Genomic DNA, 25,318 nt, shown 5'->3' on the forward strand with positions numbered 1-25,318 from the left:
ATGCCCAGCTGGATCCATCCCTCTGCCATCATCGAGGACGGCGCCCAGATCGGCGCGGATGTCATGATCGGTCCCTTCTGCCATGTCGGCCCGCAGGTCCGTCTGGCCGATCGCGTGCATCTGCACAGCCATGTCGTGGTCACCGGCCGGACCGAGGTGGGCGAGGCGACCGAGATCCATCCCTTCGCCGTGATTGGCGGCATTCCGCAGGACCTCAAGTTCAAGGGCGAAGACACGCGTCTGGTGATCGGTGCGCGCAACCGCATCCGCGAACATGTCACCATGAATACCGGCACCGAAGGCGGCGGCGGCATCACCCGCGTGGGCGATGACGGGCTGTTCATGGCGGGCTGCCATGTGGCCCATGACGTGCAGATCGGCAACCGGGTGATCGTGGTCAACAACGCGGCCTTGGCCGGGCATTGCATTATCGCCGATGACGTTATCATCGGCGGGTTGTCGGGCGTGCATCAATGGGTGCGCATCGGGCAGGGAGCCATCATCGGGGCGGTCACGATGGTCACCAATGATGTGATCCCCTACGGTCTGGTGCAGGCTCCGCGCGGGGTGCTGGACGGGCTGAACCTTGTGGGGCTCAAGCGGCGTGGCGTGCCGCGTGCCGACATCACCGCGCTGCGGGCCGCCTTCCAGATGCTGGCGCAGGGCGAGGGCGCGTTTCAGGATCGTGCCCGCCGTCTGGGCGAAGAGACGCAGTCGGACTATGTCCGCCAGATCGTCGATTTCGTCACTGCCGGGTCGGACCGGTCCTTTCTGACGCCGGGCTGATGCTGGCGCTGATCGCAGGACGGGGGCAATTGCCGGGTCATGTGGTGGCCCGCCATGGCGCACCTGTGCTGGTCGCGGCGCTTGAAGGCTTTCCCCCGGACCACCTGACCCCCGATCTCACCTTTCGCGTTGAACGGCTGGGATCGTTCATCGCCGATCTGAGATCACGCGGCGTGACAGAAATCTGCATGGCGGGCGCGATTGGCCGGCCAAAGCTGGACCCCGCGCTGATCGACACGGCCACCATGCCCTTGGTGCCGCGGATGATGCAGGCGCTGGGGCAGGGCGACGATGGCGCGCTGCGCGTGGTGATCGCGCTGTTCGAGGAGGCGGGCTTCACTATCCGCGCCGCGCATGAGATCTGTCCCGATCTGCTGCTGCCTGAAGGCATCCCCACCCGCGCGCAACCGGAACCAGAGCATGAGTCCGCCGCCCGTCTGGGCATGGCCACGATTGCCGAGATGGGCCGTAGTGATACCGGCCAGGCCTGCGTGATCCGGCGCGGTGATGTGCTGGCCCGCGAAGGCGCGGATGGCACCGATGCGATGTTGGCGCAACTGGCCAAGGGCGGCACCGGCAGCAGTGACCCCGACCCGCTGACATGGGGATTTACGGCGATCACCGACGCCGCGACAACCGCCCTTGATTGGCTGGGCGGACGCGAGACGACAGACCACAATGACGCGATCCTCTGCAAGGCCCCTAAACCCGCGCAGGACCGCCGCGTGGATCTTCCGACCATCGGCCCCGGCACCGCAATGCGCGCGGCGGATGCCGGCCTCGACGGGATCGTGATCGAGGCGGGAGGCGTCTTCGTCCTTGACCTGCCTTCGGTGCTGCGAATCCTTGACGAACGCGGCCTCTTTCTTTGGGTGCGCCGCCCATGAAGGTCTTTCTGATCGCGGGCGAATCCTCTGGTGACAAGCTGGGGGCTGCATTGATGACGGGCCTCAAGCAACTGACAAACCCTGTCTTTTCCGGTGTCGGCGGCCCCTTGATGCAGGCCGAGGGGATGGAGAGCCTGTTCCCGATGGATGAGTTGAGCATCATGGGCTTGGCCGAGGTGCTGCCCAAGTATTTTCACCTGAAACGCAGGATCGCGCAGACAGCCCAAGCCGTGCTGGCCGCAAAGCCCGATGTGCTGGTTACCATCGACAGCCCGGATTTCTGCCTGCGTGTCGCGAAACTGGTCAAGGCGCAAAGCAATATCCGCATCGTGCACTATGTGGCGCCTTCCGTCTGGGCCTGGCGGCCAGGGCGCGCCGCCAAGATGGCCCGCGTGGTTGATCATGTGCTGGCGCTTCTGCCTTTCGAGCCACCCTATATGCAGGCCGCCGGGATGGACTGCGATTTCGTCGGCCACCCGGTCGTGGCTGAACCGCTGGCAAGCGAGGCTGAAGCGCAGGCTTTCCGCGCACACCACGGCATCGGTGAGGCGCCGCTCTTGCTGGCGCTCCCTGGGTCGCGGCGAGGCGAGGTGTCGCGGCTGGCCCCCCGTTTCGGCGCGGCATTGGCGCAGGTGATGCAGGCGCAGCCCGACCTGCGGATCGTGGTGCCGACCACCCCTAATGTCACGGCACTGGTCCGGGATCTGACGGCCAGCTGGCCCGGCGCGCCGATCATCCTTGATCCGCACAGCATGAACCCAATCGCCTATCATGCTGAAAAACGGGCCGCGTTCCGCGCCGCTGACCTTGCTTTGGCCGCCTCCGGCACTGTCTCGCTGGAACTGGCCGCCACTGCCACGCCTATGGTCATCGCCTATGACATGAACCCGATCAGCCGCGTCCTTATCGGGCGGATGCTGAAGATCGAGACGGTGACGCTGGTCAATCTGGTGTCGGACACCCGCGCCGTGCCGGAATGTCTGGGCCGCAATTGCACGCCCGAGACGATTGCCGCCGCCCTGAAAGACGTGATGCGCAGTCCCGACCTACAGCAAGAGGCGATGCGTCTGACCATGGAACGCTTGGGCGCAGGTGGCCCGCCACCGGGGCTGCGGGCCGCTCAGGCGATACTTGAACACCTGCCCGCAAGCACCTGACACTCGGCCTTCATCTTGCCAAAAATACTCATGGCAACGCCGCCCCAATCGCGGCCTTCAGCCTTTCCAGATCCAGCCGCCACCCAGAACCCGGCTGCTGCCCGGATCATAGAACACGCAAGCCTGCCCCGGTGACACGCCTTCCTCGGGTGTCAGCAGTTCGACCGTGGCCGTGGTCGGCGACAATGGCCGGATCACCGCCTCGCGCGGGGGGCGCGTCGAGCGGACCTTGACCGCCACATGCCATTCATCCGCACTGTCGAAGGGCGCATCGCCCAGCCAGTTGATCTCGCGCAGGGGCACGACCCGAGTCGAGAGCATGTCTTTCGGCCCGACGATCACGCGCTTGGTATCGACGTCCAGCTTGACCACATACAGCGGGTCTTCAAGCCCCCCGATCCCAAGCCCGCGCCGTTGCCCGATCGTATAATGGATCACGCCCTTATGCGTGCCCAGAACGCGGCCTTCGACATCGACGATCTCGCCGGGTTCCGCGGCGCCGGGGCGCAGCTTCTCGATCACCGCGGCATAGTTGCCATTGGGCACGAAGCAGATATCCTGACTGTCGGGCTTATCCGCCACCGGCAGGCCATATCGCGCAGCCAATGCCCGCGTTTCCGCCTTGGAGGTCAGATGCCCCAGCGGAAAGCGCAGGTAATCCAGTTGTTCCGCCGTGGTCGAGAACAGGAAATAGCTCTGATCCCGCGCCGCATCCGCCGCTGCGTGCAACTCGGGTCCCATCGCCCCCAGCTTGCGCTGGATGTAATGCCCCGTGGCCATGCAATCCGCCTCAAGATCGCGTGCGGTTTCCAGCAGGTCCTTGAACTTCACCCGCTCGTTGCAGCGGATGCAGGGCACCGGGGTCGCCCCCGCCAGATAGCTGTCGGCGAATTCGTCGATCACCGCATCCTTGAAAACGTTCTCGTAATCCAGAACATAATGCGGGAATCCCATGGTTTCCGCCACGCGCCGCGCGTCATGGATATCCAGCCCGGCGCAGCAGGCACCCTTCTTGGCCAGCGCCGCGCCATGATCGTAAAGCTGCAGCGTCACGCCCACCACGTCATAGCCTTCCTCGGCCAGTTGCGCGGCCACCACCGAACTGTCCACGCCGCCCGACATCGCCACGACCACACGCGTCTGCGAGGGCGGCTTGGCAAAGCCCAGCGAATTCAGCGGGTGATCGGTGTCGAGGGCCATCATGGCCTCCTTGGTCAGGGGAGCGGTTGAGAGCGGCGGGGCCTCTATGCGGCCCCGGAAACTCCACGGGAATATAGGAAAATCCTAGATACTCTCAACCCCCTGTTTCACCGGCTGTTAAGCGCGCTTGCCCAATCTGCGGCAAATGGAAAGGATAAAAGGCATGTTTCTGAAAAAGGTGGATGGGCCGCGGGCCGTGACACTGCCTGACGGCTCGGTGATGACACGCGCCGATCTGCCTCCGGCTGACACCACCCGCTGGGTGGCCAGTCGCAAGGCGGCCGTGGTGCGCGCGGTGCTGCATGGACTGATCTCTCGCGCCGAAGCGCTGGAACGATACGGATTGAGCGATGATGAATTCGATGGCTGGCTGCGGGCCATCCGCGATCATGGCGTCGCCGCACTCAGAGCGACGGCGGTGCAAAAGTATCGACAACCATGAGCTGTAGTGATAGTTTCAAGGTCTCGGGTAACGGTGGATTAACTATTTTTGGTCAGGGTAGGTGAATATCGTATCCCCTGATGGAGTGTGTTCATGCGAGTGCTGCTGGTTGAAGACGACCCTACGACATCCAAAAGCATCGAAATGATGCTGACCCATGCCAATCTGAACGTCTACACGACGGATCTGGGAGAGGAGGGGATCGATCTGGCCAAGCTCTATGACTATGACCTGATCTTGCTTGATCTTGGCCTGCCCGACATGCACGGACATGAGGTGTTGCGCCAGCTCCGCCTGGCCCGGGTCGAAACCCCGATCCTGATCCTGTCGGGGGCCGATGACACCGACAACAAGATCAAGGGCTTCGGCTTTGGCGCGGATGACTATCTGACCAAGCCCTTTCACCGCGAAGAACTGGTGGCGCGCATTCACGCGATCATCCGCAGGTCCAAGGGACATTCGCAGTCGGTGATCCGGACCGGCAAGATCAACGTCAATCTGGATGCCAAGACCGTCGATGTGCTGGGCAAGGGGGTGCATCTGACCGGCAAGGAGTATCAGATGCTGGAACTGCTCAGCCTGCGCAAGGGCACGACCCTCACCAAGGAGATGTTCCTGAACCATCTCTATGGCGGCATGGACGAGCCCGAGTTGAAGATCATCGACGTCTTCATCTGCAAGCTGCGCAAGAAACTGGCCACGGCCACGGGTGGGGACAATTACATCGAAACGGTCTGGGGCCGGGGCTATGTGCTGCGCGACCCTGATCCTGCCAGCCTTGATGGTCACCGCCTGGCGATCGGGGCGTGACGGGTTGACGTCATCGAAAGACAGGGTCTTGCACCACTCACGGACTGGACCTTGATCCCAAGCCCCCTTATCACTTTGGCACGAAACAAGCGCCGGGTGACAAGGGGGCTGTGGTGACGGACAGGATGCAGAACACCGCGACAGAGGCCGCCATGTCGCGCGCGCCAGAAGATCTGACCCTGTCCGAGGCCCGCGCCGAACTGGCGCGTCTGGCCCGCCTGATCGAGGCTGCGAATATTGCCTATCACCAGAAGGACGCACCCGAGATCTCGGATGCGGACTATGACAGCCTCAGGCAACGCAATGCGCGGATCGAATCGCTCTTTCCCGATCTCAAGCGCGCCGACAGTCCCAGCGAGCAGGTCGGCGCACGTTTGGCTGACGGCTTCGGCAAGATCACCCATGCGGTGCGGATGCTGTCGCTGGGCAATGCCTTCGAGGATGAGGAGATTGCCGAGTTTGACGAGTATATCCGCAAATACCTGAACCTGGGCAGCGCCGATCTGACCTATACGGCCGAACCCAAGATCGACGGGTTGAGCCTGTCGCTGCGCTATGAGGATGGCCATCTGGTGCAGGCCGCCACCCGCGGCGATGGCGAGGTGGGCGAGAATGTCACCGAGAACGCCCGCACCATTGCCGATATTCCCACCCGTCTGAGCGGCGCCCCTGACCTTCTTGAAGTGCGCGGTGAGGTCTATATGAGCCACGCGGATTTCGCGGCGCTCAACGCCCGGCAGGCCGAAACGGGCGGCAAGACCTTTGCCAATCCGCGCAATGCCGCGGCCGGATCGCTGCGCCAGCTCGACGCCGCGATCACCCGCGCCCGGCCGCTGCGCTTTTTTGCCTATGGCTGGGGCGCGCTGTCCGCGCCTTTGGCGACGACGCAGATGGGGGCGATCGAACGGCTGGCGGATTTGGGTTTCGTCACCAATGACCTGACGCGCCTGTGCAATGGCCCCGAAGAGATGCTGGCGCATTACCGCCAGATCGAGTCGCAACGCGCGACCTTGGGCTATGACATCGACGGGGTCGTCTACAAGGTCAACGATCTGGCGCTGCAGGCACGGCTTGGGTTCCGCTCGACCACGCCCCGCTGGGCCATCGCGCATAAATTTCCCGCCGAACTTGCCTGGACGCGTCTTGAGGGGATCGACATCCAGGTCGGCCGGACCGGGGCGCTGTCTCCTGTGGCGCGCCTACTGCCGGTCACCGTGGGCGGCGTGGTCGTGTCGAACGCCACGCTGCATAACGAGGATTACATCGCCGGTCGCGACGCGCGCGGCAACCCGATCCGCGAGGGCAAGGACATCCGCGTGGGGGATTGGGTGCAGGTCTATCGCGCGGGCGATGTGATTCCCAAGATCGCGGATGTGGACCTGTCGCAACGCCCCGAGGGCGCGGTGCCTTTCGTTTTTCCGGATCATTGCCCCGAATGTGGATCGGACGCCATCCGCGAGGAGGGCGACGCCGTCCGCCGCTGCAGCGGCGGGATGATCTGCCCTGCGCAAGCGGTTGAAAAACTGAAACATTTCGTCAGCCGCGGGGCCTTCGACATCGAAGGTCTGGGCGCGAAACAGGTCGAGATGTTCTATCACGACGATCAGCTGCCGATCCGCGAACCTGCCGACATCTTCACATTGCGTGAACGGGACGAGGGTAACCTGTCGCGGTTGAAGAACCGCGAAGGCTGGGGGGAAAGAAGCGCGACCAATCTGTTCCAGGCGATCGAAGACAAGCGCGACATCCCCTTCGGCAGGCTGTTGTTCGCCCTTGGCATCCGGCATGTCGGCGAGGCGGCCTCGAACCTGATCGCCTCGCATTACGGCACATGGGACAGTTTCGTGACGGCGATGGACGGGGCGGCCTCTCTGGACGGGGCGGACTGGAATGACCTGATGTCGATTGACGGGGTCGGCCCGGTCATGGCCCGCGCGCTTGTCACCGCCTTCGCGCAGGACGCCGAACGGCAGAGTATCGACCGTCTCGTCTCGCATCTGCGCGTGGGCGAGGCGCGCCGCATCGCCGCCGAGGGCAGCCCTGTGGCGGGCAAGACCATCGTGTTCACCGGAACGCTGGAAAAGATGACGCGGGCCGAAGCCAAGGCCAGGGCCGAAGCCTTGGGGGCCAAGGTCGCAGGCTCGGTCAGTGCCAAGACCGATATTCTGGTGGCGGGGCCCGGTGCCGGGTCCAAGGCCAAGAAGGCCGCCGAACTGGGGATCGAGACGCTGGACGAGGATGGCTGGCTGACCCTGATCGGCGCGGCATGAGCGGGCGGCCCGAAGCCCTTTTTCCGCTTTTCGCGGGGATCGAAACGCTGGAGGGCGTGGGGCCGAAAACGGCGCAACTTCTGGAGCAGATCCAGATCACGCGGCCACGCGATCTGATCTTCACGCTGCCGCATTCCGGCGTGGACAGGTCGCGCCGCGCCTCGGTCCGCGATGCGGTCTTGCCTCAGGTCGTAACGGTCGAGGTGGTGATCGGCAAACACAACCCGCCACGCACCAAGGGCGGTGCCTACCGGATCGTGGTCGAGGATGCGGCCACCACCTTTCAACTCGTTTTCTTCCACGCGAGAGGCGACTATCTGCAGAAACAACTGCCCACCGGCCAGCGCCGCGTGGTGTCGGGACGTGTCGAACTGTTCGACGGGATCGCCCAGATGGTCCATCCCGAACACATGCTGCGACCCGAAGAGGCCGGAGAGATTCCGCCTTTTGAACCGGTCTATCCGCTGACCGCGGGCGTCAGCCAAAAGCAGATGTTCAAGGCTGCGCAGGCCGCGCTGACCCGGCTGCCGGTCCTGAGCGAGTGGATCGACCCCGAACAGAAGCGGCGGGCGGGGTGGCCTGACTGGGCCGATGCGGTGCGACAGGCCCATTCCCCCGCGCGCCCCGAGGATCTGGCGGCGACCGCCCCGGCCCGCGAGAGGCTTGCCTATGACGAGATGATGGCCCATCAGATCACGCTCGCACTGGCCCGCGCCACGCTGCGCCGCACCAAAGGGCGTGAAAGCCATGGAACCGGCCGTCTGCAAGCCCGCGTGATGGCGGCGCTGCCCTATACGCCGACCGGCGCGCAAATGCGGGCGATCGAGGAGATCGCCCGCGACATGGCCGCCCCTTTGCGGATGAACCGGCTGCTGCAGGGCGATGTGGGCGCGGGCAAGACTTTGGTCGCCTTCCTGTCGCTGCTGATCGCGGTCGAGGCAGGCGGGCAGGGCGTGATGATGGCCCCAACCGAAATTCTGGCCCGGCAGCATCTGGAAAGCCTTCGGCCCATGGCCGAAAATGCGGGCGTCGTGCTGGAGATCCTGACCGGTCGCGACAAGGGGGCCGAACGGCGCGCCAAGCTGGACGCTTTGGCGCGGGGCGATATCCAGATCCTGCTGGGCACCCATGCGGTGTTCCAGAAGGATGTGGAATTCGCAGACCTGCGGCTGGCCGTTGTCGATGAACAGCACCGCTTTGGTGTGCGTCAGCGGTTGGAACTGGGGCAGAAGGGCGCGCAGGCCGATGTTCTGGTGATGACGGCGACACCAATCCCCCGGTCGCTGGCGCTGGCGCAATATGGCGACATGGATGTCTCGGTGCTGGATGAGAAACCGCCCGGACGCCAGCCGATCAAGACGGCCATGGTGTCAGCGGGCCGGATGGAAGAGGTGATCAATCATCTGCGCCGCGCCATTCTGGACGGCCGCCAGGCCTATTGGGTTTGTCCCCTTGTCGAGGAGAGCGAGTCCGTCGACATGACCGCAGCCGAGGAACGGTTCAAGCACCTGCGCGCCGTTCTGGGGGAAGGCAATGTGGGGCTGGTCCACGGACAGATGCCCGCCCCCGAAAAAGACGCGGCCATGGCGGCGTTTCAGGCGGGCAAGACCGCCGTTCTGGTCGCTACCACCGTGATCGAGGTCGGGGTGAACGTGCCCAATGCCACGATCATGGTGATCGAACAGGCCGAGATCTTCGGACTGGCCCAGTTGCACCAGTTGCGCGGACGCGTCGGCCGTGGGGCAGGTGCCTCTACCTGTCTGCTGCTCTACCGGGCGCCGCTATCCGAGACGGCGGAGCGGCGCCTGACCACGCTGCGCGACACAGAGGACGGTTTCCGCATCAGCGAAACCGATCTGGAAATGCGCGGCGCAGGCGACCTGATCGGCACCGCGCAGTCTGGGTTGCCGCGCTTCCGGGTCGCCGATCTGGAGCGTCAGGCCGCCTTGATGGCCGTGGCGCAAAGCGATGCGCGCAAACTGATGGCCGATGATCCGGCCTTGACCAGCCCCCGTGGCAAGGCCGCACGCGTGCTGCTCTGGCTGATGGAACAGGATCGGGCCATTCGCCTGATTTCAGTGGGTTAGTCTGCCACCCCCTAAAGTAATGCCACTTTGTTCTCAAATGTTCTCATAAAGTTCTTTACAGACCGTAACGAATATGAGAACAAAGGAGCAACAGATACAGATACACGATGAGGGAAAGGACAGACCGATGCTTGAGCAGATCAAAACAACGATCCAGCGGTCGCGCGACACGCTTCTGTCGGATGCAATCGGGGCTATGGCCTTGATGGTGATCTTGATCGTCGGCCTGCATCTTCCCAATTTTTCCTGAGAGGGAGCCCGATTTCTGCCTGCGGTCCTGGTCCGGTGGCGCCTTGCATCTCTGTCCCAATCCGATGCAAGCCTGACGGATACTGCCTGTTCCATTGTCACCATGGCCATCCCCGGCCATGACGCCTTCCACCGAACACACCAGGACACGCTACTTTCCGCCGCCTTCCACTGGGAAGAGCGGCGGTTTTTTTTCGCTAGAGCATTAAGTCAGAGAGTCAGGCGCAACGCGCCTTATCCGCCTCGGCCATCGCTTCGGCCGTTGCCTCAAGCGCCAGGAGGATCGAGGCGTGACGGTTCTTGTAATCCCGTGCGGGCCGCAGCACATCCAGACCATCAAAGGGCGCAGATGGGGTGGGGCCGTCCGCCGTCAACATCGCCTTGAGTTCAGACAGTGCCGTGTCGATCTGCGCCCTTGTGCAGCCGATCACAGCGCGCCCGACAACCGCCGCCGCCGCCTGACCCAGCGCACAGGCCTTGACGTCCTGAGCATAGTCCGCGATGCGCCCATCGCGCATCACGATATCCACCGTCACCGTTGACCCGCAGAGCGGTGAACGCCGCTTGACCGTGGCATCCGGCGCGCTCAGCCGCGTGGTATGCGGCATGTCTGCGGCCAGCGCCAGAATGCGGGCCGAGTAAAGCTTGATCAGATCTGTCTCGCCGCTCATGGCTTTCCCTTTCCGGCTCTTCCCCTTAAATAGGCCCGCAAGCCGCCGATGCAAAAGGTTTTCGTCATGAAATTTGATCCCGCCAGCCTGATCTACAATGACGCAGGTCTGATCCCCGTGATCGCACAGGACGATGCGACCGGCGAGGTGCTGATGATGGCCTGGATGAACGCGGACGCGGTTGTGCAAACGCTCGACACCCGCCGCGTGACCTATTGGAGCAGGTCGCGCCAATCCTTCTGGATCAAGGGCGAGAGCAGCGGCCATGTGCAGGAACTGGTGGACCTGCGCGTCGATTGTGACCGCGATTGCCTGTTGGTGCGGGTGCGCCAGACTGGCCCCGCCTGCCACACCAACCGGCGCAGCTGTTTCTACACGGCGGTGCGGGACGGGGACGAGGTCGAATTGATGCAGCCGATCGCGGATTGATGCCGGCTTCTTTGAGTATTTGAAGAACGATGAAGGTCAGGGCTCAGAGCCCGATGAGCGCGCGGAGTTGCAAGGGCGTCAGCCCTTCGGCGCGGTAAGTGCTGATCGCGCGCGCATCGTCACGCTTGGCCAGACGCTTGCCGGCAGCGTCACGGATCAGACGGTGGTGATGATAGACCGGCACCGGCAGCCCAAGCAGATGTTGCAGCAAAACATGGATCTGCGTTGCCTCGAATAGGTCGGCACCACGGGTGACATGGGTCACGCCCTGCGCGGCATCATCGCAGACCACGGCCATGTGATAAGAAGTGCCCATGTCGCGACGCGCCAGAACCACATCTCCGACATGCTGGACAAGGTGTTCCGGTTCAATGGCTTGCAGCCCGTTCTGTCCTTCCGGTCCGGCGCCGGTTTCGATGAAACGCAGGGGGCTGGCCAGCGTCTCGACCGCGCGCGCCATGTTCAGGCGCAACGCGGCGTCGGGCAGCGGTGTTCCCGGATCGGGGACTAGGCGACATGTGCCGGGGTAGACCGGGCCATCGGGTCCGATCGGCCTGGCCCCTTCCTGCGGGGCGGATGAGGCGTCCTGAATATCGCGGCGGGTGCAGGAGCAGGGATAAAGCAATCCGCGCCGCCACAGGACGGCAAGCGCGTCGCGATAGGCAGGCAGGCGGTCCGACTGGCGCATCACGGGGCCATCCCAGGTCAGGCCCAGCCAGTGGAGATCATCGTGTATCTGTGCTTCCCATTCCGGCCGCGCACGGCTCTGGTCGATATCCTCGATCCGGAGCAGGAATCGCCCACCAACGGCGCGGGCCATGTCATGGGCCACGATCGCCGCATAAGCATGGCCCAGATGCAGTGGGCCAGTCGGCGAAGGGGCAAATCTGGTGACAACTTGTGTTGTCATTCAAGGGCTTTCCCTGCAATTCCAATGCAAAGAATGAAGAGGATCACTGCGCTGCCATGGCGCTGGATTGATCCAGCCAGGCCAGCCACGCGTCCTTGGCGCGGTCTGTATAGGCCTTGTAGCGATCCTTGCGCCCGCGACGACCATGTTTCAGACCCTCAACGGGGCGAAACAGGCCGAAGTTCACGTTCATCGGCTGAAAGGTCTTGGCCTCGGCCCCACCCGTAATGTGGTGGATCAGCGCGCCCATGGCGCTGTCCTGCGGCGGGGTGACTGTCGGCTGGCCCAAGATCTCGGCTGCGGCCATGCGTCCGGCCAGCAAGCCCATCGCGGCGCTTTCGACATAGCCCTCGACCCCGGTGATCTGCCCGGCAAAGCGGATATGTGGGCGCGAGCGCAGGCGCATCTGATCGTCCAGAAGCGTGGGCGAGTTGATGAAGGTGTTGCGATGGATCCCGCCAAGACGCGCGAAACTGGCATCCTGCAACCCTGGAATCATTTTGAAAACAGCGGTTTGCGCGCCGTATTTCATCTTGGTCTGGAATCCCACGATATTGTAGAGCGTCCCCAGTGCATTGTCGCGGCGCAGCTGCACCACGGCATAGGGCTTCACATCCGGCTGGTGCGGGTTGGTCAGGCCCACGGGCTTCATCGGGCCGAAACGCAGCGTTTCACGGCCACGTTCGGCCATGACCTCGATGGGCAGGCACCCGTCGAAATAGCCCGCCGTTTCGCCCTCATGGAACTCGGTCTTGTCGGCGGCCAGCAGCGCGTCGATGAAGGCCTCATACACGTCCTTGGTCATCGGGCAGTTGATATAGGCTTTTTGTTCGGCCTCCGTCTCGCCCTTGTCATAGCGGGATTGTTCCCAGGCCACGGACATGTCGATGCTGTCGGCATAGACGATGGGGGCGATGGCGTCGAAAAAGGCCAGCGCGTCGGTGCCGGTTTCGGCGGCAATGGCGCGGCCCAGCCCTTCGCTGGTCAGCGGGCCGGTCGCGATGATCCAGTGGCCGCTGTCGGGCAGGGCGGTGATTTCGCCATATTCCACGGTCACATTCGGATGCGCCATCAGGGCGGCGGTTACGGATTCGGCAAAGGGATCGCGGTCCACGGCAAGCGCCCCCCCGGCCGGCAGACGATGCTTCTGTGCCATCTGCATGATCAGGCCATTGGCCGCGCGCATTTCCCAATGCAGCAAGCCCACAGCGTTCTGCTCATGGTCATCCGAGCGGAAGGAATTCGAGCAGACCATCTCGGCCAGATGGCCGGTGCGATGGGCGAAGGTGCCCACCTTGGGGCGCATTTCGTGGATGACGACGCGCAGACCCATATTGGCAGCCTGCCAGGCTGCCTCTGATCCGGCCATGCCGCCGCCGATGATGTGAAGGGTTTTGTCCATAGGGCTGATCTAGGCCAAGTCACAGGCTTTGAAAAGGGCAGGGATCACGGGCTGTGGAACGGAGCGGTCGAGTGGGTCACCCGTATCATGTTTCGGCGGTCAGAGAGAGGCTGACCTGGAGGGAAACTGCCGGAGGTGACCCACACCCGTTTCAGGCATGCGACTGTGCAAATCGCATGCCAGATCACTATCAGGGATATTTGCGGCAGCCTAGTGGCAAATGTGGAAAAGACGGGGCTGCAATCGGGAAACATTTACCTCAAATTGCCGCATATGGGGCGATTTCGGCAAAAGGCCGCCCAAGGCGAGCGATCTTTTGCCAGTCCAGTCCCCGGACCAAGAGGGAATCGGTGCAGAGCTACTGGTTCCACTCTGGGTGGCGCTTGTCCAGAAAGGCACTGATTCCCTCGGCGGTGTCGCGGTAAAGCATGTTCTGCACCATGACATCGCCCGTGTAATCATAGGCTTGGGCAATCGGCATGTCGATCTGTGTATAGAAGGCCTGCTTGCCGATCTTGACCGCAGCCCCCAGTTTGTCGGCCACCATGCCCGCAAGGGTTGCGGTCTCGCGCACCAGATCTTCGGGGGGCACGACCTTGTTGATCAGCCCGATCGCCTCGGCCCGCGTGGCGGGAATGAACTGTCCGGTGGTCAGCATCTCGAAGGCCTGCTTGCGCGGCACGTTGCGGGTCAGCGCCACCATCGGTGTCGAGCAGAACAGGCCGATATTGACGCCATTCACACCAAAGCGCGTGCCCTCGGCGGCGACGGCCATGTCGCAACTGGCGACAAGCTGACAGCCGGCGGCCGTGGCGATCCCGTGGACCTGGGCGATCACGGGCTGGGGCAGACGCTGGATCGACATCATCATGCGCGCGCAGCGGTCGAACAGATCCTTGAAATAGGCCGCCCCCCCATCCTCGGCCTGCCGTCCTGCGGTCATTTCTTTCAGATCATGCCCCGCGCAGAAGGCTTTGCCCTCACCGGACAGGACGATGGCGCGGATGCTGCGATCGTCGGCCAGTGCGTCGAACTCCGTCTGCAAGGCCGCCAGCATGGCGTCCGACAGCGCGTTCAACTTCTCGGGCGCGTTCATCCGCAGATGGGCCACAGCGCCCGTGTCGTTACGTTCCAGCAATGCCATCTTGTCCTCCCGCGATGTTCCGGCCAAGTCTAGAACATAATGAGAGAGGGAGGGAAGCATGGCGTTGAAAATGACGCGCGAGGATCTGGAGCAGTTCATCAAGGAGGTGTTCCCGCAGGTCGCCGCCGATTTCACGGTCGAGGACGTGGCCCCGATGGGGATCACCATGCGCCTGAACGTGGGCGATCGGCATCTGCGCCCCGGTGGCACGGTCTCGGGGCCCTCGATGTTCGGGCTGGCGGATGTGGCGATCTACCTTGCGATCATGGCGATGATCGGCCCCAAGGCGCTGGCCGTGACCACCAATGCCAGTTTCGATTTCATGCGCAAACCGGCCGCGGGTGTGGACCTGATCGCCAAATGTCGCCTGCTCAAACTGGGGCGGGTGCTGGCGGTGGGGGATGTGCTGCTGTACTCCGAAGGGATGGCGGAACCGGTCGCGCGGGCCTCGATGACCTATTCGATCCCGCCAGGGTCTTGAAAAAAGATGGGGTATTCTGATACCTATTTTTTAAGTCACTGTTATTATTGAAATAATCCGCCCAGGCCGCGCTTGACTATGCGTTGCGTGCGGATATAACCCCGCAATCGCATTGGACATGGCCGTTCCGGGTCCTGTCCCGAACTGAACAAGGGTAACCCCGCAATGAAAACCTTTTCTGCTACTCCGGCGGATATCGACAAGAAATGGATCCTGATCGACGCCGAAGGCGTTGTTCTGGGCCGTCTCGCTTCGATCGTCGCCATGCGCCTGCGCGGCAAGCACAAGCCGTCCTTCACGCCCCATATGGACATGGGTGACAACGTGATCATCATCAACGCCGACAAGGTGCAGATGACCGGCAACAAGCGCGCCGACAAGAAATACTACTGGCACACCGGCCATCCCGGCGGGATCAAACACCGCACCGCGGCGCAGATCCTTGAGGGTGCACATCCCGAGCGTGTCGTGACCGCCGCCATCAAGCGGATGCTTCCCGGCAACAAGCTGTCGCGTCAGGTCATGACCAACCTGCGCGTCTACGCAGGTGCCGAACATCCGCATGAGGCGCAAGCGCCTGTGGTGCTGGATGTGAAATCCATGAACTCCAAGAATACGCGGGTGTAATGATGGCTGATCAAATCAATTCCCTCGAAGAGCTGGGCGCCGCCACCGGTGCCGTCGCAGCCCCTGTTGAGGTTGCCGCCCCCCGTGAACCCGTCCGTGACGCCCTGGGCCGCGCCTATGCGACCGGCAAGCGGAAAGACGCGGTCGCCCGTGTCTGGATCAAGCCGGGTTCCGGCAAGGTCGTGGTGAACGGCAAGGAAATGGCCGCCTATTTCGCGCGTCCGGTGCTGCAGATGATCCTGCGCCAGCCGTTCAGCGTGGCCGGTGTGGTTGACCAGTTCGACGTCATGGCCACTGTGGCCGGCGGCGGTCTGTCCGGTCAGGCCGGTGCGGTCAAGCACGGCATCTCCAAGGCCCTGCAACTCTACGATCCCAGCCTGCGCGCCGCGCTGAAAGCGGCAGGCTTCCTGACCCGCGACAGCCGCGTGGTGGAACGCAAGAAATACGGCAAGGCCAAAGCGCGCAAGAGCTTCCAGTTCTCCAAGCGCTGATCTGCCTTGCAGGTTTACGGAAAGGGCCGCCTTCGGGTGGCCCTTTTTCTTTGGCGCGCTGAGGGCAGGGACCCGACAAGAAAAAAGGCGGGCCCCGAAGGACCCGCCCGGAATGTTCGCTTGGACCGAGGGCTCAGCCGCCGAACACGTTGAAATCGTAAGACAGGATGAAGGACACGGTCGAGGCCGCGTTGTCTGCATCTTCATAGAGCAGCGAGAAGGCCGCACCTTCTGCAAAGCCATAGCTCGCGCCGACTTCGGCATAGTTGTAGCTGCCTGCGCCGCTTTCATCCACGGTGCCCAGCAGCACATAGGCGCTGATCGCGTCCGAGAAAGCGTATTCAACGCTGGCGCTGGCATCCGTGATCTCGGAGTCGGGGAAGTATTCCACCGCGCCGCCGATGCTGATCGCGTCGGTCAGCCCATAGCCCAGACCCAGAGTGACCGAGTAATCATCGTAGGAATCTTCGATGTAATAGCCGGTCAGCGTCAGGTCATAGGACAGGCCGCTGGCCAGTTCATTGCCGTAACCCAGCGACAGCTCCATCAGGTAATCGGCGGTCGGATCGTCATAGACGCTTTCGGCATAGATTTGCGCGGTGATGCCGGCATAGGACAGCGCAACATAGCCTTCGCCATTGCTCGAGTCGAAATCGAAGCTGTCGCCTTCGACGATGAAATAAGCGGCGATACCTGCGTCGACGCTCACCTCTTGTGCCTGTGCAGCGACCGGCAGGGCCAGCAAGGCGGCAGCGGCGCCGATCATTTTCGTTGTTTTCATGGGATGTCCCTTCAGTCTGGTTTTCTTGTTGAGAGTCATGGTCTTGCTTGTTTTGCTCTGCGTGAATGCACAGGCTCGGTATCTGTAATGATATAACAATCGAGTCGCTCTATCTGCTTGCGCCAGTCCTTTGTCAATCGGGCTTATGCGGCAGTGCAGCATTGCCGTTGAGATCGTCATAATCCTGTTGCAGATTCGACGTCCAGAGTGATGAGGGAGAAAAGGTCAGCACGCCTGACTTTGCCCGAATAACAGGCAGTCGCGGCGATCAGAGGTTACTTGTCGGGCGGAATCAGTCCCAGACCGCGCAGATAGATCCCGATCCCCGACTCAAGCAGGTCCTCGGGTGGAAAGGGCGAGACCGCACTGGGTGAATTGCGCGCGAACAACTCGACCACACCATGCGACATGGCCCAGATATGCGCCGAGAACATGCTGGCCGGTGGCCGCTTCTCCGGCGGGATATGCTGGCTGAGGTCACGGGCAGCACTTTCCAGAACATCCCGCGCGCGCGTCGCGGCAGCCGCCAGTTCAGGCGTGCGGTTCACGGAAATGCTGCTTTCGAACATCGCGATATAGTGGCCGGGATATTTGCGCGCAAAGGCCAGATAGGCGCGCCCCGTCGCTTCGAATGCCGCCAAGGCCGAAGGCTGGCCCTTGTCATAGGCATATTGCATCACATCGGCGAAGATCTCGTACCCCTGACGCGCGGCCTCCGCGATCAGATCCTCGCGGCCTTCGAAATGCCGGTAAACGGCTGCAGGGGTCACGCCCGCCTGTTTGGCGGCCTCTGACAGGGTGAATCCGGTCGGCCCCTGCCGGGTAATCAGATCCAGCGCCGCCTCGACCAAGGCTTGCCGCAGGTTGCCGTGGTGATAGCCCTGCTTACGCATCCCACAGGTCCGGCCCGCCACAAATCGCGCTGTCGCCGGCCCCGATGGCCTCGGCATCCTTGCCGCTATAATCCAGCGCTGTCAGAACATGCCGGATCACGGCCAGACGGGCGCGTTTCTTGTCATCGGACTTGACGATGGTCCAGGGGGCGGCCTCTGTATGGCTGCGATGCAGAGTCTCGCGGATGGCGTCGCTATAGGCGTCCCATTTGTGCAGCCCGTCCACGTCGATCTTGCTCAGCTTCCACTGTTTCAGCGGGTCCCGCTCGCGGGCCAGAAAGCGGCGCAGTTGCTCGGCCCGGCCTACGTTCAGCCAGATCTTGAAGAGGTGTATCCCCTCATCCACCAGCATATCCTCGAATTCGGGCACCTGATGAAAGAACTGCTCGCGCTGAGTCCCGGTGCAGAAGCCGAAGACATGTTCGACCACACCGCGATTGTACCAGCTGCGGTCGAACAGCACGATCTCGCCGCCTGCGGGAAGATGCTGGATATAGCGCTGGAAATACCACTGGGTCGCCTCGGTATCCGACGGCTTGGACAGCGCCACCACCCGCGCGCCGCGCGGGTTCAGGTTCTCGGTGAACCGCGAGATCGTGCCACCTTTGCCAGCCGCATCACGCCCCTCGAAGACGATGGCAATCCGCGCGCCACTGCGGCGCGCCCAGGCCTGCAGCTTGACCAGTTCGATCTGGAGACTCTCCATCTCGCGGTCATAGTCCTTGCCCCCCATCTCGGTGGCATAGGGATAATCGGGATTGATCAGATCATCCTTGCCCGCCCCGCGAATGGCCTCGCGGATATGGTCAGGGGCGTGGTTGTCGAAAAAATCGCTTATGGCGCCGTCGAATGGCAGGCTCATGGCTTCATTGACCCTTGTTTTGCCTGACTATGGCCCAGTGACCGGATCAACGCAATCGCGCGCGGGCGGCGGCGCGGTCGATCGCCTCCGCGACAGCGGCCGGAGCGGAATGGTGCGGCATATGACCGATCCCCTCCAGCCGGGTCAGCACAGCACCGGGGATCTGTCGCGCCAGAGGTTCCGAATGGATATGGATCGGCACGACGTCATCGGCCGTGCCATGCACGATTTCGACCGGCATCGGCAAAGTGCTGTAGCGGGCCGACATCTCGACAACATGGGGGCGCAGGGAATTGACCTGCCGTGCATTGGCACGCAGCGTCTCGCGCCGCAGGGTTAGTCCTGATCCGATATAGTCGGCATAGCCATCGGGCGGCGATTGCGGTGCAAAGATACTGTCCAGCGCGCCATCCACCTGACCACGTGGCGGAAAGGCCGCGATCAGCGGCACCACCGTCGCGCCACCGATGGCCGATGAGGCCACCCCGTAAAGCACACCCAGCCCGCCCGGCCAGGGGTTCGAGGCGCCCGACAGCACGACCAGTGCCGCCGTGTCCTCGGGCCGGCTCAATCCCCAGGCCAACGCGACCGCACCGCCATAGGAATGTCCCAGAACGATGGGATTGCTGACGCCAAGCTGATCGGCGGCGGCCTGAAGAAAAGCCGCCTGTTGCAGCGGGCTTTCCGCAGCCGTGGTGAAAGCACCGCTGAATTCATCCGACACGCGATCCGACCAGCCCAGACCGGGGCGGTCAAAGACGATGACGCGGTAATTGTCCTTCATCCTTTCGACAAAGGAAAAGGTGAAATCCCGCGTATTGCCCGAAGCCCCGTGGATCAACACCAGATCGGGTCCCGCGCCCTCGACATGGGCATGCACACGCTGCCCATTGACCGTCACGAATTGCCCTGTCGGGGGATAGCTGGCCTCGGCCGCTGCGGCGCGCGTGTCGGCGCGACGGTCCACAATGACCCCGCATCCGCCCAAAAGCGCCAGAGTGGCTACGACAGAGATCACCTTATGTGCCGATTTCATCCAGCTCGAACGGGGTTGACTGATAAATCTGGTTTATCCAGTTACCATATAGAAGATGCGCGTGACTTCTCCACCGATTGAGAGGCGTCCTCGCGGGATCGTCATTTGGATAATAGTTCAGCGGCACATTGATCGGGGTGCCGGTGGCGACATCGCGGTCATATTCCTGTTTCAGCGTATCGCTGTCATATTCGAAATGGTTGAAGATATAGAGCGCCCGATGGGACGGGTCCTCGACAAGGGCTGGGCCGACCTCATCGCTGGCCAGCAGCGTCACCAGACCGGGGGCCGCGTCGATCTCGGCCTGCTTGACCTCGGTCCAGCGGCTGACAGGGATCACGCAATCATCCGAAAACCCGCGCAGATAGGGCGAGGCGGGGGCCATGTTCCGATGCCGGAAACAGCCAAAGGCCTTGGCCTCCAGCATATGTTTCCGCACACCGTGGAAATGATAGATCATCGCCATGCCGCCCCAGCAAACGCCGAAGGTGGAATGGACATGGGTTTGCGTCCAGTCAAAGACCTGCCGCAGCTCATCCCAATAGGTCACTTCCTCAAACGGCAGATGCTCGATCGGTGCGCCGGTGATGATCAGACCGTCATATTTCTCGCCCGTGGCCGCCACTTCACTGAAGGGGCGGTAGAAGCTTTCCATATGTTCGGCAGCAGTGTTCTTGGTCTGATGCTCGGACATGCGGATCAGCGACAGCTCGATCTGAAGAGGCGTGGCCCCGATCAGCCGGGCAAACTGGTTCTCGGTCTGGATCTTTTTCGGCATCAGGTTCAGCAGCCCGATCTTCAGCGGGCGAATATCCTGCCGCGCGGCCTGATCCTCGTCCATGACCATCACACCTTCGCGCGTCAGCACGTTGAAGGCGGGCAGGGTGGCAGGGATCTTGATGGGCATGTGGAACGTCCTTCTGGGTCTTGTCGGATGGGTGCAGATAGGGCGGGTGTCAGCCCCGCTCAAGGGCCATGGCGATCAGCGCATCGACATCGGCGGCGCTGCGGACGGCGGCGACCTCATCGGCGGTGACGGTCACGCCCCAATTGCGCGCCATCGCCGCATAGCGCGGTTGCCGATGCGCCAAGGCCTGCGCATAGGTCCAGCGGATGAAGGCATCCGGATCGACATCACCCTCGGACACATGGTTCAGGCTCAGATATTCGTGCCAGACCCGGTCCAGAAACGCCGCCTGATAGGACATGGGCTTTGGCGCCTTGTCGAAACGGCGGATCAGTTCGGCGGTATGCGCTTCGTCGCCCTTGATCCAGACCATCAGCGTGGTCTCGGACAGCGCCTTGAGCACCGGATCGTGCGGGTTCTCGGGGTCCACCCATTCGCAGATCGACCCGCCGGTATCGCAGACGAAATGCGGATAACCATACAGCGCCTCGGCCCTCTCGATGAAATAGCCGGTATCCATCAGGGCATGGATCTCGGCTTGCCGGAACTGCGACTGACGGCGGGTATATTCGGCGTAAGGAAGACCGCCCTTGGCCGGATCACCGGGCTTGCCCAGATAGGAGGATACGGGCTTGAGGTTATGAAACGTGATGTTCGACCCGATATAGATCGAATCCGACAACAGCAGATCACGCAGGAAGGGCACTTTCATCGCCTCGGCCTTGGCATTGTCGGCGATATATTCGCCCATGTAGCGCGTGCCGATCCGGTAATCGATCGAGTAGTGGAACCAGTCCCCGTGATCGCGCAGCAGCGTGGCCAGATGGGTCTTGCCCAAGCCCGACATGCCGAAGAACAACACCCGCTTGCGCGGCGCTGCCAGCCATTCTGCCGCTGAACTATAGATCATGGACGCATCCCCTTTGCCTGCGCGATGTGGTAGCCCCGCCTGCAAGGGTGGTCAACGCTCTTGCAGCCTCACTGAACAGGCGGCGGCATTGCCCCCGCCGCGCGGCGCCGGTTCAGGATGCGCCCGTCGATCACCACCAGACCCGCCGCCAGCAGCGCGAAACCCGCATAGGCGCGGATCGGCAGCGCCTCGTCCAGAAAGACAGATCCCAGCAGGATGGCGACCGGGGCCACCAGCAGCGTGACCAACAGCACATTGCCCGACCCGGCCATGGCCAGCACACGATAATACAGCAGATAGGCCAGAGCCGTGGCCACGACCGACAGATAGGCGATGGCCACCCATGTGACGTCCGCATAATCCAGACGCGGCACCCCCTCCTGCCACAAGGCCAGCGGCAGGATCACCAGCGTTGCCCCGCTCAGCATCCCCGCCGCCGCCACCTGCGGGGCCAGACCCGACAGACGCGCCCGGTTGAAGACGCTCCCGAACGCATAACACAGCGCCGCCCCGATCAGCGCCAGTTGCGCCAGCGCCGTCAGGTCCAGCCCGCGCACCGCATCCGGCCCGATCACCGTGACCGCGCCCGCAAAGCCCAGCCCGATCCCCGCCAGCTTGCGCCGCGTCAACCGCTCGTCCGCGAAGACCAGCGCGGCGACCAACACGCCGAACACCGCCGTGGAACAGTTCAGGATCGAAGCCAGCCCCGACGGAATATGTGTCTGCCCCCAGGTGATCAGCGCAAAGGGCAGGGCAGTGTTCAACACGCCCGAAAAGACAAACCCCGCCCAGACGACCGGATCACGCGGCAGCGCCAGGCGGCGGATCAAGACATAGGCCCACAGGATCAGCGCCGCGCCCGTCACGCGAAAGGCGACCACGCTGACAAACCCCACCTCGCGCAGGATCACCGCGTTCGACAGGAAGGAGGCCCCCCAGATGCCGCCCAAGAGCAGCAGTTCGACCCAGGCCCGCAGAGAGATGGATTTTTGTGTCATGGCGCGGTGTTATGCCTGTGACAGGACGCCCGCAACCCGTTTCCTGCGGTTACCCGCGCCGCCGCGTCTCGTGCCAGATGTTCAGATAGTTTCCGGCAAAGATCACCAGCGCGCCCGCAAAGACGAACAGATCCAGCGGCTCGCTGTAAAGCAGCATCCCCACGATCGCGATGACAGGCAGGCGGGTGAAGTCGATGGGGATCACCACCGTCGCCGGCGCGATGGACAGCGCATTGGTCAGGCAGAAATGCGCCATCAGCCCGGCACAGCCGATCACGACGACCCAGGGCAGGCTCGTGGCAGAAGGAAGAGCGATATCCCCGTCATAGCCCGCCGCGATCAGACCGAACACAACTTGGGTCGTTGTCAGATAGAACAGGATGCAGGCGATGCTTTCCGTGCGGGTCAGCTTTTTCGTGAACATGATGGTGAAGGCGAAACAGATCGCCGACAAGGCCGCCGTGATGACACCTGGGTTCAGACTGTCTGGGCTGGGCCGCGCCACGATGAGGATGCCGATGAACCCCAGCACCGCCGCCAGCGTCCGCATCGGCGTCATCCGCTCGCCCAGCACCAGTGGCGACAGCACCAGCACCCAGAGCGGCGAGGTGAATTCCAGCGCAAAGACCTGCGCCAGCGGGATCACGGTCACCGCATAGAACCACAGGTTCTGCCCGCTGAAATGCGCCAGGTTCCGCATGATCTGCAAACCGGGATGGCGGCGAGACACCTCGTGCCAGCGCCGCGTCAGGGTCAGCACGGCAAAGACGATGAGCACGCCCACGATAGAGCGGTAGAGCATGATCTCGAACGTATCCAGATCCAGCGACGCCTCACGTCCCGCCACGGCCATGGCCGAAAACGACCCGATGGCCCCGATCATCCAGAGCGCCGCGCGCAGCACAGGCGGCGGCGCAGGCAGGATCGCCGGGATCGGGGTGGTCATGCGGCACCGTCCTCGGTGATGGCGTAATCGCGGGTGATCCCGGATGTCTGCACTGCCCAATCGGTCGCCGCCGCCCGCGCCTGATGCGCATCGAATGCGGCACGATCCAGAAAGGACTCCGCGACCTGCCAGATCAGCGGATCATCCGTGGGCGTCACGTCAAATGTTACGCATCCCGGCTCGGCCCGTGTCAGGCGGATATGCTCGGGCAGGGCCATCATCACGGCACGCGCCTGCGCATGGGATGCGCAGATCAGGCGTCCTGTGAGATGGATCATTCCCATTCGATCGTGCCCGGCGGTTTCGAGGTCACATCATAGGTGACGCGGTTGATCCCCTTGACCTCGTTGATGATCCGCGTGGCGGTCTCGCCCAGAAAATCATGGCTGAACGGGTAATAATCGGCTGTCATCCCGTCCACGGATGTGACCGCCCGCAGCGCACAGGCGAAATCATAGGTCCGCCCGTCGCCCATCACGCCGACCGTGCGCACAGGCAGGATCGCCACGAAAGCCTGCCAGATATCGTCATACAGCCCATGCCTGCGGATCTGGTCGATAAAGACCGCATCCGCCTTGCGCAGGATCTCCAGCTTCTCGCGGGTGATCTCGCCGGGGCAGCGGATTGCCAGACCGGGGCCGGGGAAGGGGTGACGCCCTATGAAACTGTCCGGCAGGCCAAGCTCACGCCCCAGGGCGCGGACCTCGTCCTTGAACAGCTCGCGCAGCGGTTCCACCAACTTCAGGCCCATCTTCTCGGGCAGGCCGCCCACATTGTGATGCGACTTGATCGTGACCGACGGACCGCCGCTGAAGCTGACCGATTCGATCACATCGGGATACAACGTGCCCTGGGCCAGAAATTCCGCACCCTCGATCCCGCTGGCGTATTTCTGGAACACGTCGATGAACAGCCGCCCGATGATCTTGCGCTTGGTTTCGGGGTCGGACACACCTTCCAACTCGCCCAGAAACAGATCCGCCTCATCGGCATGGATCAGCGGGATGTTGTAATTGTCGCGGAACATGGCAACCACTTCAGTCGCCTCGTTCTGCCGCAACAGCCCGTGATCGACGAAGACGCAGGTCAGCTGATCGCCGATCGCCTCGTGGATCAGCACAGCCGCGACCGAGGAATCGACCCCGCCCGACAGCCCGCAGATCACGCGCTTGTCGCCCACCTGTTCGCGGATCTTGCGGATCGCTTCCTCGCGATAGGCCCCCATGGTCCAGTCGCCGGTAAAGCCCGCGTCGCGGATGAAATTCTCATAGAGCGTCTTGCCATTGGGCGTGTGATGCACCTCCGGGTGGAACTGCACCGCATAGAACCGCCGCTCCAGATCCGCCGTGATGGCGAAGGGCGCGTTGGGCGAGGTGCCGTAGACCTCGAACCCCGGCGCGATGCGGCTGACATGGTCGCCATGGCTCATCCAGACCTGCTCACGCTCTTCAAGGAACCAGCCCTTCAGAAGGTCGATCCGGCCATTGGCGGGGGTCACATAGGCGCGTCCGAACTCGGCAGTGCCGTGGCCCGATTCGACCTTGCCTCCCAGCATCTCCATCATGACCTGCTGGCCATAGCAGATGCCCAGAAGCGGCACGCCAAGGGTGAACACGCTTTCGGGCGGGCGTGGCGATCCTTCGCGGGTCACGCTGTCCGGCCCCCCCGACAGGATCACGGCCTTCGGCGCGAATTCGGCCAGAAAGGCATCCGTCACCTTCTGATAGGGATGGATTTCGCAATAGACGTTCAACTCGCGCAGGCGACGCGCGATCAGCTGCGTCACCTGGCTGCCAAAGTCGATGATGAGAAGGCGGTCATGGGATGTCTGGCTCATGTCAGCCTCCTAGGCCAAGGTCTTGCTTTGCGCAAGTCTCCCTGCGGCATGGCACGACAGGCCAAGGGGTGGATATGTCGCTTTTCCCCCTCAATAGCCGGATTT

The 25,318-nt window shown here is 62.9% G+C and carries 27 protein-coding genes; 12 read left to right on the forward strand and 15 right to left on the reverse strand.

Annotated elements, in window-relative coordinates; translation table 11 throughout:
• From lpxA to lpxB, 3 genes are read left to right on the forward strand one after another with little or no spacing between them, the layout of a single operon-like run.
• On the forward strand, nt 1–786 hold the full coding sequence (gene lpxA, locus PVW27_RS07940) for an acyl-ACP--UDP-N-acetylglucosamine O-acyltransferase (RefSeq protein WP_274556649.1): 786 nt from the start codon (nt 1–3) through the stop codon (nt 784–786).
• Nucleotides 786–1,673: an LpxI family protein gene (locus PVW27_RS07945; protein ID WP_274556651.1), complete on the forward strand. Its 888-nt coding sequence runs from the start codon at nt 786–788 to the stop codon at nt 1,671–1,673. The genes lpxA and PVW27_RS07945 overlap by 1 nt, the downstream gene beginning before the upstream one ends.
• Nucleotides 1,670–2,830, forward strand: coding sequence for a lipid-A-disaccharide synthase (lpxB, locus tag PVW27_RS07950; RefSeq protein WP_274556653.1), 1,161 nt, complete (start codon nt 1,670–1,672; stop codon nt 2,828–2,830). The genes PVW27_RS07945 and lpxB overlap by 4 nt, the downstream gene beginning before the upstream one ends.
• 57 nt (nt 2,831–2,887) lie before the next feature.
• Here lpxB and mnmA read toward each other — a convergent pair whose 3' ends face one another.
• The gene (gene mnmA / locus PVW27_RS07955) at nt 2,888–4,030 is read right to left on the reverse strand and encodes a tRNA 2-thiouridine(34) synthase MnmA (protein ID WP_274556739.1); all 1,143 of its coding nucleotides are present in this window, start codon (nt 4,028–4,030) and stop codon (nt 2,888–2,890) included.
• A gap of 163 nt (nt 4,031–4,193) precedes the next feature.
• On the opposite strand from mnmA, the gene sciP reads away from it, so the two are divergent.
• The 5 genes from sciP (at nt 4,194) to PVW27_RS07980 (ending at nt 9,889) form a co-directional block, all read left to right on the forward strand.
• Entirely contained in the window at nt 4,194–4,472 is a 279-nt protein-coding gene (sciP, locus tag PVW27_RS07960; protein WP_274556655.1) for a CtrA inhibitor SciP, read from the forward strand.
• A 93-nt stretch (nt 4,473–4,565) separates the two neighbouring features.
• The gene (gene ctrA, locus PVW27_RS07965) at nt 4,566–5,282 is read left to right on the forward strand and encodes a response regulator transcription factor CtrA (RefSeq protein WP_274556656.1); all 717 of its coding nucleotides are present in this window, start codon (nt 4,566–4,568) and stop codon (nt 5,280–5,282) included.
• A 152-nt stretch (nt 5,283–5,434) separates the two neighbouring features.
• Complete coding sequence (gene ligA / locus PVW27_RS07970; protein ID WP_274556740.1) at nt 5,435–7,552, forward strand: NAD-dependent DNA ligase LigA; 2,118 nt, start codon at nt 5,435–5,437, stop codon at nt 7,550–7,552.
• Nucleotides 7,549–9,639, forward strand: coding sequence for an ATP-dependent DNA helicase RecG (recG, locus tag PVW27_RS07975; protein ID WP_274556658.1), 2,091 nt, complete (start codon nt 7,549–7,551; stop codon nt 9,637–9,639). The genes ligA and recG overlap by 4 nt, the downstream gene beginning before the upstream one ends.
• 127 nt (nt 9,640–9,766) lie before the next feature.
• Nucleotides 9,767–9,889: a hypothetical protein gene (locus PVW27_RS07980; protein WP_274556660.1), complete on the forward strand. Its 123-nt coding sequence runs from the start codon at nt 9,767–9,769 to the stop codon at nt 9,887–9,889.
• Between the two features lie 217 nt (nt 9,890–10,106).
• On the opposite strand, the gene PVW27_RS07985 is transcribed toward PVW27_RS07980, so the two are convergent.
• Nucleotides 10,107–10,559: an iron-sulfur cluster assembly scaffold protein gene (locus PVW27_RS07985; protein WP_274556662.1), complete on the reverse strand. Its 453-nt coding sequence runs from the start codon at nt 10,557–10,559 to the stop codon at nt 10,107–10,109.
• A gap of 48 nt (nt 10,560–10,607) precedes the next feature.
• On the opposite strand from PVW27_RS07985, the gene hisI reads away from it, so the two are divergent.
• The gene (gene hisI, locus PVW27_RS07990) at nt 10,608–10,988 is read left to right on the forward strand and encodes a phosphoribosyl-AMP cyclohydrolase (protein ID WP_274556663.1); all 381 of its coding nucleotides are present in this window, start codon (nt 10,608–10,610) and stop codon (nt 10,986–10,988) included.
• Nucleotides 10,989–11,031: 43 nt separating this feature from the next.
• On the opposite strand, the gene gluQRS is transcribed toward hisI, so the two are convergent.
• The 3 genes from gluQRS to PVW27_RS08005 form a co-directional block, all read right to left on the reverse strand.
• On the reverse strand, nt 11,032–11,898 hold the full coding sequence (gluQRS, locus tag PVW27_RS07995) for a tRNA glutamyl-Q(34) synthetase GluQRS (RefSeq protein ID WP_274556665.1): 867 nt from the start codon (nt 11,896–11,898) through the stop codon (nt 11,032–11,034).
• Between the two features lie 43 nt (nt 11,899–11,941).
• Nucleotides 11,942–13,300, reverse strand: coding sequence for a methylenetetrahydrofolate--tRNA-(uracil(54)-C(5))-methyltransferase (FADH(2)-oxidizing) TrmFO (trmFO, locus tag PVW27_RS08000; protein ID WP_274556666.1), 1,359 nt, complete (start codon nt 13,298–13,300; stop codon nt 11,942–11,944).
• 358 nt (nt 13,301–13,658) lie between these two features.
• Nucleotides 13,659–14,444: an enoyl-CoA hydratase gene (locus tag PVW27_RS08005; RefSeq protein WP_274556667.1), complete on the reverse strand. Its 786-nt coding sequence runs from the start codon at nt 14,442–14,444 to the stop codon at nt 13,659–13,661.
• Between the two features lie 58 nt (nt 14,445–14,502).
• On the opposite strand from PVW27_RS08005, the gene PVW27_RS08010 reads away from it, so the two are divergent.
• The 3 genes from PVW27_RS08010 (at nt 14,503) to rpsI (ending at nt 16,043) form a co-directional block, all read left to right on the forward strand.
• On the forward strand, nt 14,503–14,925 hold the full coding sequence (locus PVW27_RS08010; protein ID WP_274556669.1) for a PaaI family thioesterase: 423 nt from the start codon (nt 14,503–14,505) through the stop codon (nt 14,923–14,925).
• 165 nt (nt 14,926–15,090) lie between these two features.
• Nucleotides 15,091–15,552, forward strand: coding sequence for a 50S ribosomal protein L13 (gene rplM / locus PVW27_RS08015; RefSeq protein ID WP_274556671.1), 462 nt, complete (start codon nt 15,091–15,093; stop codon nt 15,550–15,552).
• Between the two features lie 2 nt (nt 15,553–15,554).
• Nucleotides 15,555–16,043 (forward strand): 30S ribosomal protein S9, encoded by a 489-nt coding sequence (gene rpsI / locus PVW27_RS08020; protein WP_274556672.1) that lies wholly within the window; start codon nt 15,555–15,557, stop codon nt 16,041–16,043.
• A 133-nt stretch (nt 16,044–16,176) separates the two neighbouring features.
• On the opposite strand, the gene PVW27_RS08025 is transcribed toward rpsI, so the two are convergent.
• From PVW27_RS08025 to guaA, 10 genes are all read right to left on the reverse strand, one after another.
• Nucleotides 16,177–16,824 (reverse strand): hypothetical protein, encoded by a 648-nt coding sequence (locus PVW27_RS08025; protein ID WP_274556673.1) that lies wholly within the window; start codon nt 16,822–16,824, stop codon nt 16,177–16,179.
• A 275-nt stretch (nt 16,825–17,099) separates the two neighbouring features.
• The gene (locus tag PVW27_RS08030) at nt 17,100–17,717 is read right to left on the reverse strand and encodes a TetR/AcrR family transcriptional regulator (protein WP_274556674.1); all 618 of its coding nucleotides are present in this window, start codon (nt 17,715–17,717) and stop codon (nt 17,100–17,102) included.
• Nucleotides 17,710–18,579 (reverse strand): polyphosphate kinase 2, encoded by an 870-nt coding sequence (gene ppk2, locus PVW27_RS08035; RefSeq protein WP_274556675.1) that lies wholly within the window; start codon nt 18,577–18,579, stop codon nt 17,710–17,712. Before ppk2 ends, PVW27_RS08030 begins: the two co-directional genes overlap by 8 nt.
• Before the next feature lie 46 nt (nt 18,580–18,625).
• Complete coding sequence (locus tag PVW27_RS08040; protein WP_432762066.1) at nt 18,626–19,594, reverse strand: alpha/beta fold hydrolase; 969 nt, start codon at nt 19,592–19,594, stop codon at nt 18,626–18,628.
• A gap of 4 nt (nt 19,595–19,598) precedes the next feature.
• Complete coding sequence (gene metA / locus PVW27_RS08045) at nt 19,599–20,522, reverse strand: homoserine O-acetyltransferase MetA (protein WP_274556677.1); 924 nt, start codon at nt 20,520–20,522, stop codon at nt 19,599–19,601.
• Between the two features lie 49 nt (nt 20,523–20,571).
• Nucleotides 20,572–21,432, reverse strand: a complete 861-nt coding sequence (locus PVW27_RS08050) for an ATPase (protein ID WP_274556679.1) — start codon at nt 21,430–21,432, stop codon at nt 20,572–20,574.
• A gap of 68 nt (nt 21,433–21,500) precedes the next feature.
• Complete coding sequence (locus PVW27_RS08055) at nt 21,501–22,430, reverse strand: DMT family transporter (protein WP_274556681.1); 930 nt, start codon at nt 22,428–22,430, stop codon at nt 21,501–21,503.
• A 49-nt stretch (nt 22,431–22,479) separates the two neighbouring features.
• Nucleotides 22,480–23,313, reverse strand: a complete 834-nt coding sequence (locus PVW27_RS08060) for a DMT family transporter (protein ID WP_432762067.1) — start codon at nt 23,311–23,313, stop codon at nt 22,480–22,482.
• 59 nt (nt 23,314–23,372) lie between these two features.
• Complete coding sequence (locus PVW27_RS08065) at nt 23,373–23,654, reverse strand: putative quinol monooxygenase (RefSeq protein WP_274556684.1); 282 nt, start codon at nt 23,652–23,654, stop codon at nt 23,373–23,375.
• Nucleotides 23,651–25,213: a glutamine-hydrolyzing GMP synthase gene (gene guaA, locus PVW27_RS08070; protein WP_274556686.1), complete on the reverse strand. Its 1,563-nt coding sequence runs from the start codon at nt 25,211–25,213 to the stop codon at nt 23,651–23,653. Before guaA ends, PVW27_RS08065 begins: the two co-directional genes overlap by 4 nt.
• Nucleotides 25,214–25,318 lie beyond the last annotated feature (105 nt).

Origin of the sequence: Seohaeicola sp. 4SK31, assembly GCF_028802875.1 — a bacterium.
Taxonomy (GTDB): Bacteria; Pseudomonadota; Alphaproteobacteria; order Rhodobacterales; family Rhodobacteraceae; genus Seohaeicola.

Bases quoted from the DNA above. Each gene is read 5' to 3' on its own strand.
- lpxB (WP_274556653.1), top strand. From the start codon at position 1,670: ATGAAGGTCTTTCTGATCGCGGGCGAATCCTCTGGTGACAAGCTGGGG.
- hisI (WP_274556663.1), top strand. From the start codon at position 10,608: ATGCAAAAGGTTTTCGTCATGAAATTTGATCCCGCCAGCCTGATCTAC.
- recG (WP_274556658.1), top strand. From the start codon at position 7,549: ATGAGCGGGCGGCCCGAAGCCCTTTTTCCGCTTTTCGCGGGGATCGAA.
- rplM (WP_274556671.1), top strand. From the start codon at position 15,091: ATGAAAACCTTTTCTGCTACTCCGGCGGATATCGACAAGAAATGGATC.
- PVW27_RS08005 (WP_274556667.1), bottom strand. From the start codon at position 14,444: ATGGCATTGCTGGAACGTAACGACACGGGCGCTGTGGCCCATCTGCGG.
- ppk2 (WP_274556675.1), bottom strand. From the start codon at position 18,579: ATGAGCCTGCCATTCGACGGCGCCATAAGCGATTTTTTCGACAACCAC.
- trmFO (WP_274556666.1), bottom strand. From the start codon at position 13,300: ATGGACAAAACCCTTCACATCATCGGCGGCGGCATGGCCGGATCAGAG.
- PVW27_RS08050 (WP_274556679.1), bottom strand. From the start codon at position 21,432: ATGATCTATAGTTCAGCGGCAGAATGGCTGGCAGCGCCGCGCAAGCGG.
- rpsI (WP_274556672.1), top strand. From the start codon at position 15,555: ATGGCTGATCAAATCAATTCCCTCGAAGAGCTGGGCGCCGCCACCGGT.
- PVW27_RS07985 (WP_274556662.1), bottom strand. From the start codon at position 10,559: ATGAGCGGCGAGACAGATCTGATCAAGCTTTACTCGGCCCGCATTCTG.
- PVW27_RS08060 (WP_432762067.1), bottom strand. From the start codon at position 23,313: ATGATCGGGGCCATCGGGTCGTTTTCGGCCATGGCCGTGGCGGGACGT.
- PVW27_RS07945 (WP_274556651.1), top strand. From the start codon at position 786: ATGCTGGCGCTGATCGCAGGACGGGGGCAATTGCCGGGTCATGTGGTG.
- guaA (WP_274556686.1), bottom strand. From the start codon at position 25,213: ATGAGCCAGACATCCCATGACCGCCTTCTCATCATCGACTTTGGCAGC.
- gluQRS (WP_274556665.1), bottom strand. From the start codon at position 11,898: ATGACAACACAAGTTGTCACCAGATTTGCCCCTTCGCCGACTGGCCCA.
- PVW27_RS08010 (WP_274556669.1), top strand. From the start codon at position 14,503: ATGGCGTTGAAAATGACGCGCGAGGATCTGGAGCAGTTCATCAAGGAG.
- PVW27_RS08055 (WP_274556681.1), bottom strand. From the start codon at position 22,430: ATGACACAAAAATCCATCTCTCTGCGGGCCTGGGTCGAACTGCTGCTC.
- metA (WP_274556677.1), bottom strand. From the start codon at position 20,522: ATGCCCATCAAGATCCCTGCCACCCTGCCCGCCTTCAACGTGCTGACG.
- PVW27_RS08025 (WP_274556673.1), bottom strand. From the start codon at position 16,824: ATGAAAACAACGAAAATGATCGGCGCCGCTGCCGCCTTGCTGGCCCTG.
- sciP (WP_274556655.1), top strand. From the start codon at position 4,194: ATGTTTCTGAAAAAGGTGGATGGGCCGCGGGCCGTGACACTGCCTGAC.
- PVW27_RS08030 (WP_274556674.1), bottom strand. From the start codon at position 17,717: ATGCGTAAGCAGGGCTATCACCACGGCAACCTGCGGCAAGCCTTGGTC.
- ctrA (WP_274556656.1), top strand. From the start codon at position 4,566: ATGCGAGTGCTGCTGGTTGAAGACGACCCTACGACATCCAAAAGCATC.
- ligA (WP_274556740.1), top strand. From the start codon at position 5,435: ATGTCGCGCGCGCCAGAAGATCTGACCCTGTCCGAGGCCCGCGCCGAA.
- PVW27_RS07980 (WP_274556660.1), top strand. From the start codon at position 9,767: ATGCTTGAGCAGATCAAAACAACGATCCAGCGGTCGCGCGACACGCTT.
- mnmA (WP_274556739.1), bottom strand. From the start codon at position 4,030: ATGGCCCTCGACACCGATCACCCGCTGAATTCGCTGGGCTTTGCCAAG.
- lpxA (WP_274556649.1), top strand. From the start codon at position 1: ATGCCCAGCTGGATCCATCCCTCTGCCATCATCGAGGACGGCGCCCAG.
- PVW27_RS08065 (WP_274556684.1), bottom strand. From the start codon at position 23,654: ATGATCCATCTCACAGGACGCCTGATCTGCGCATCCCATGCGCAGGCG.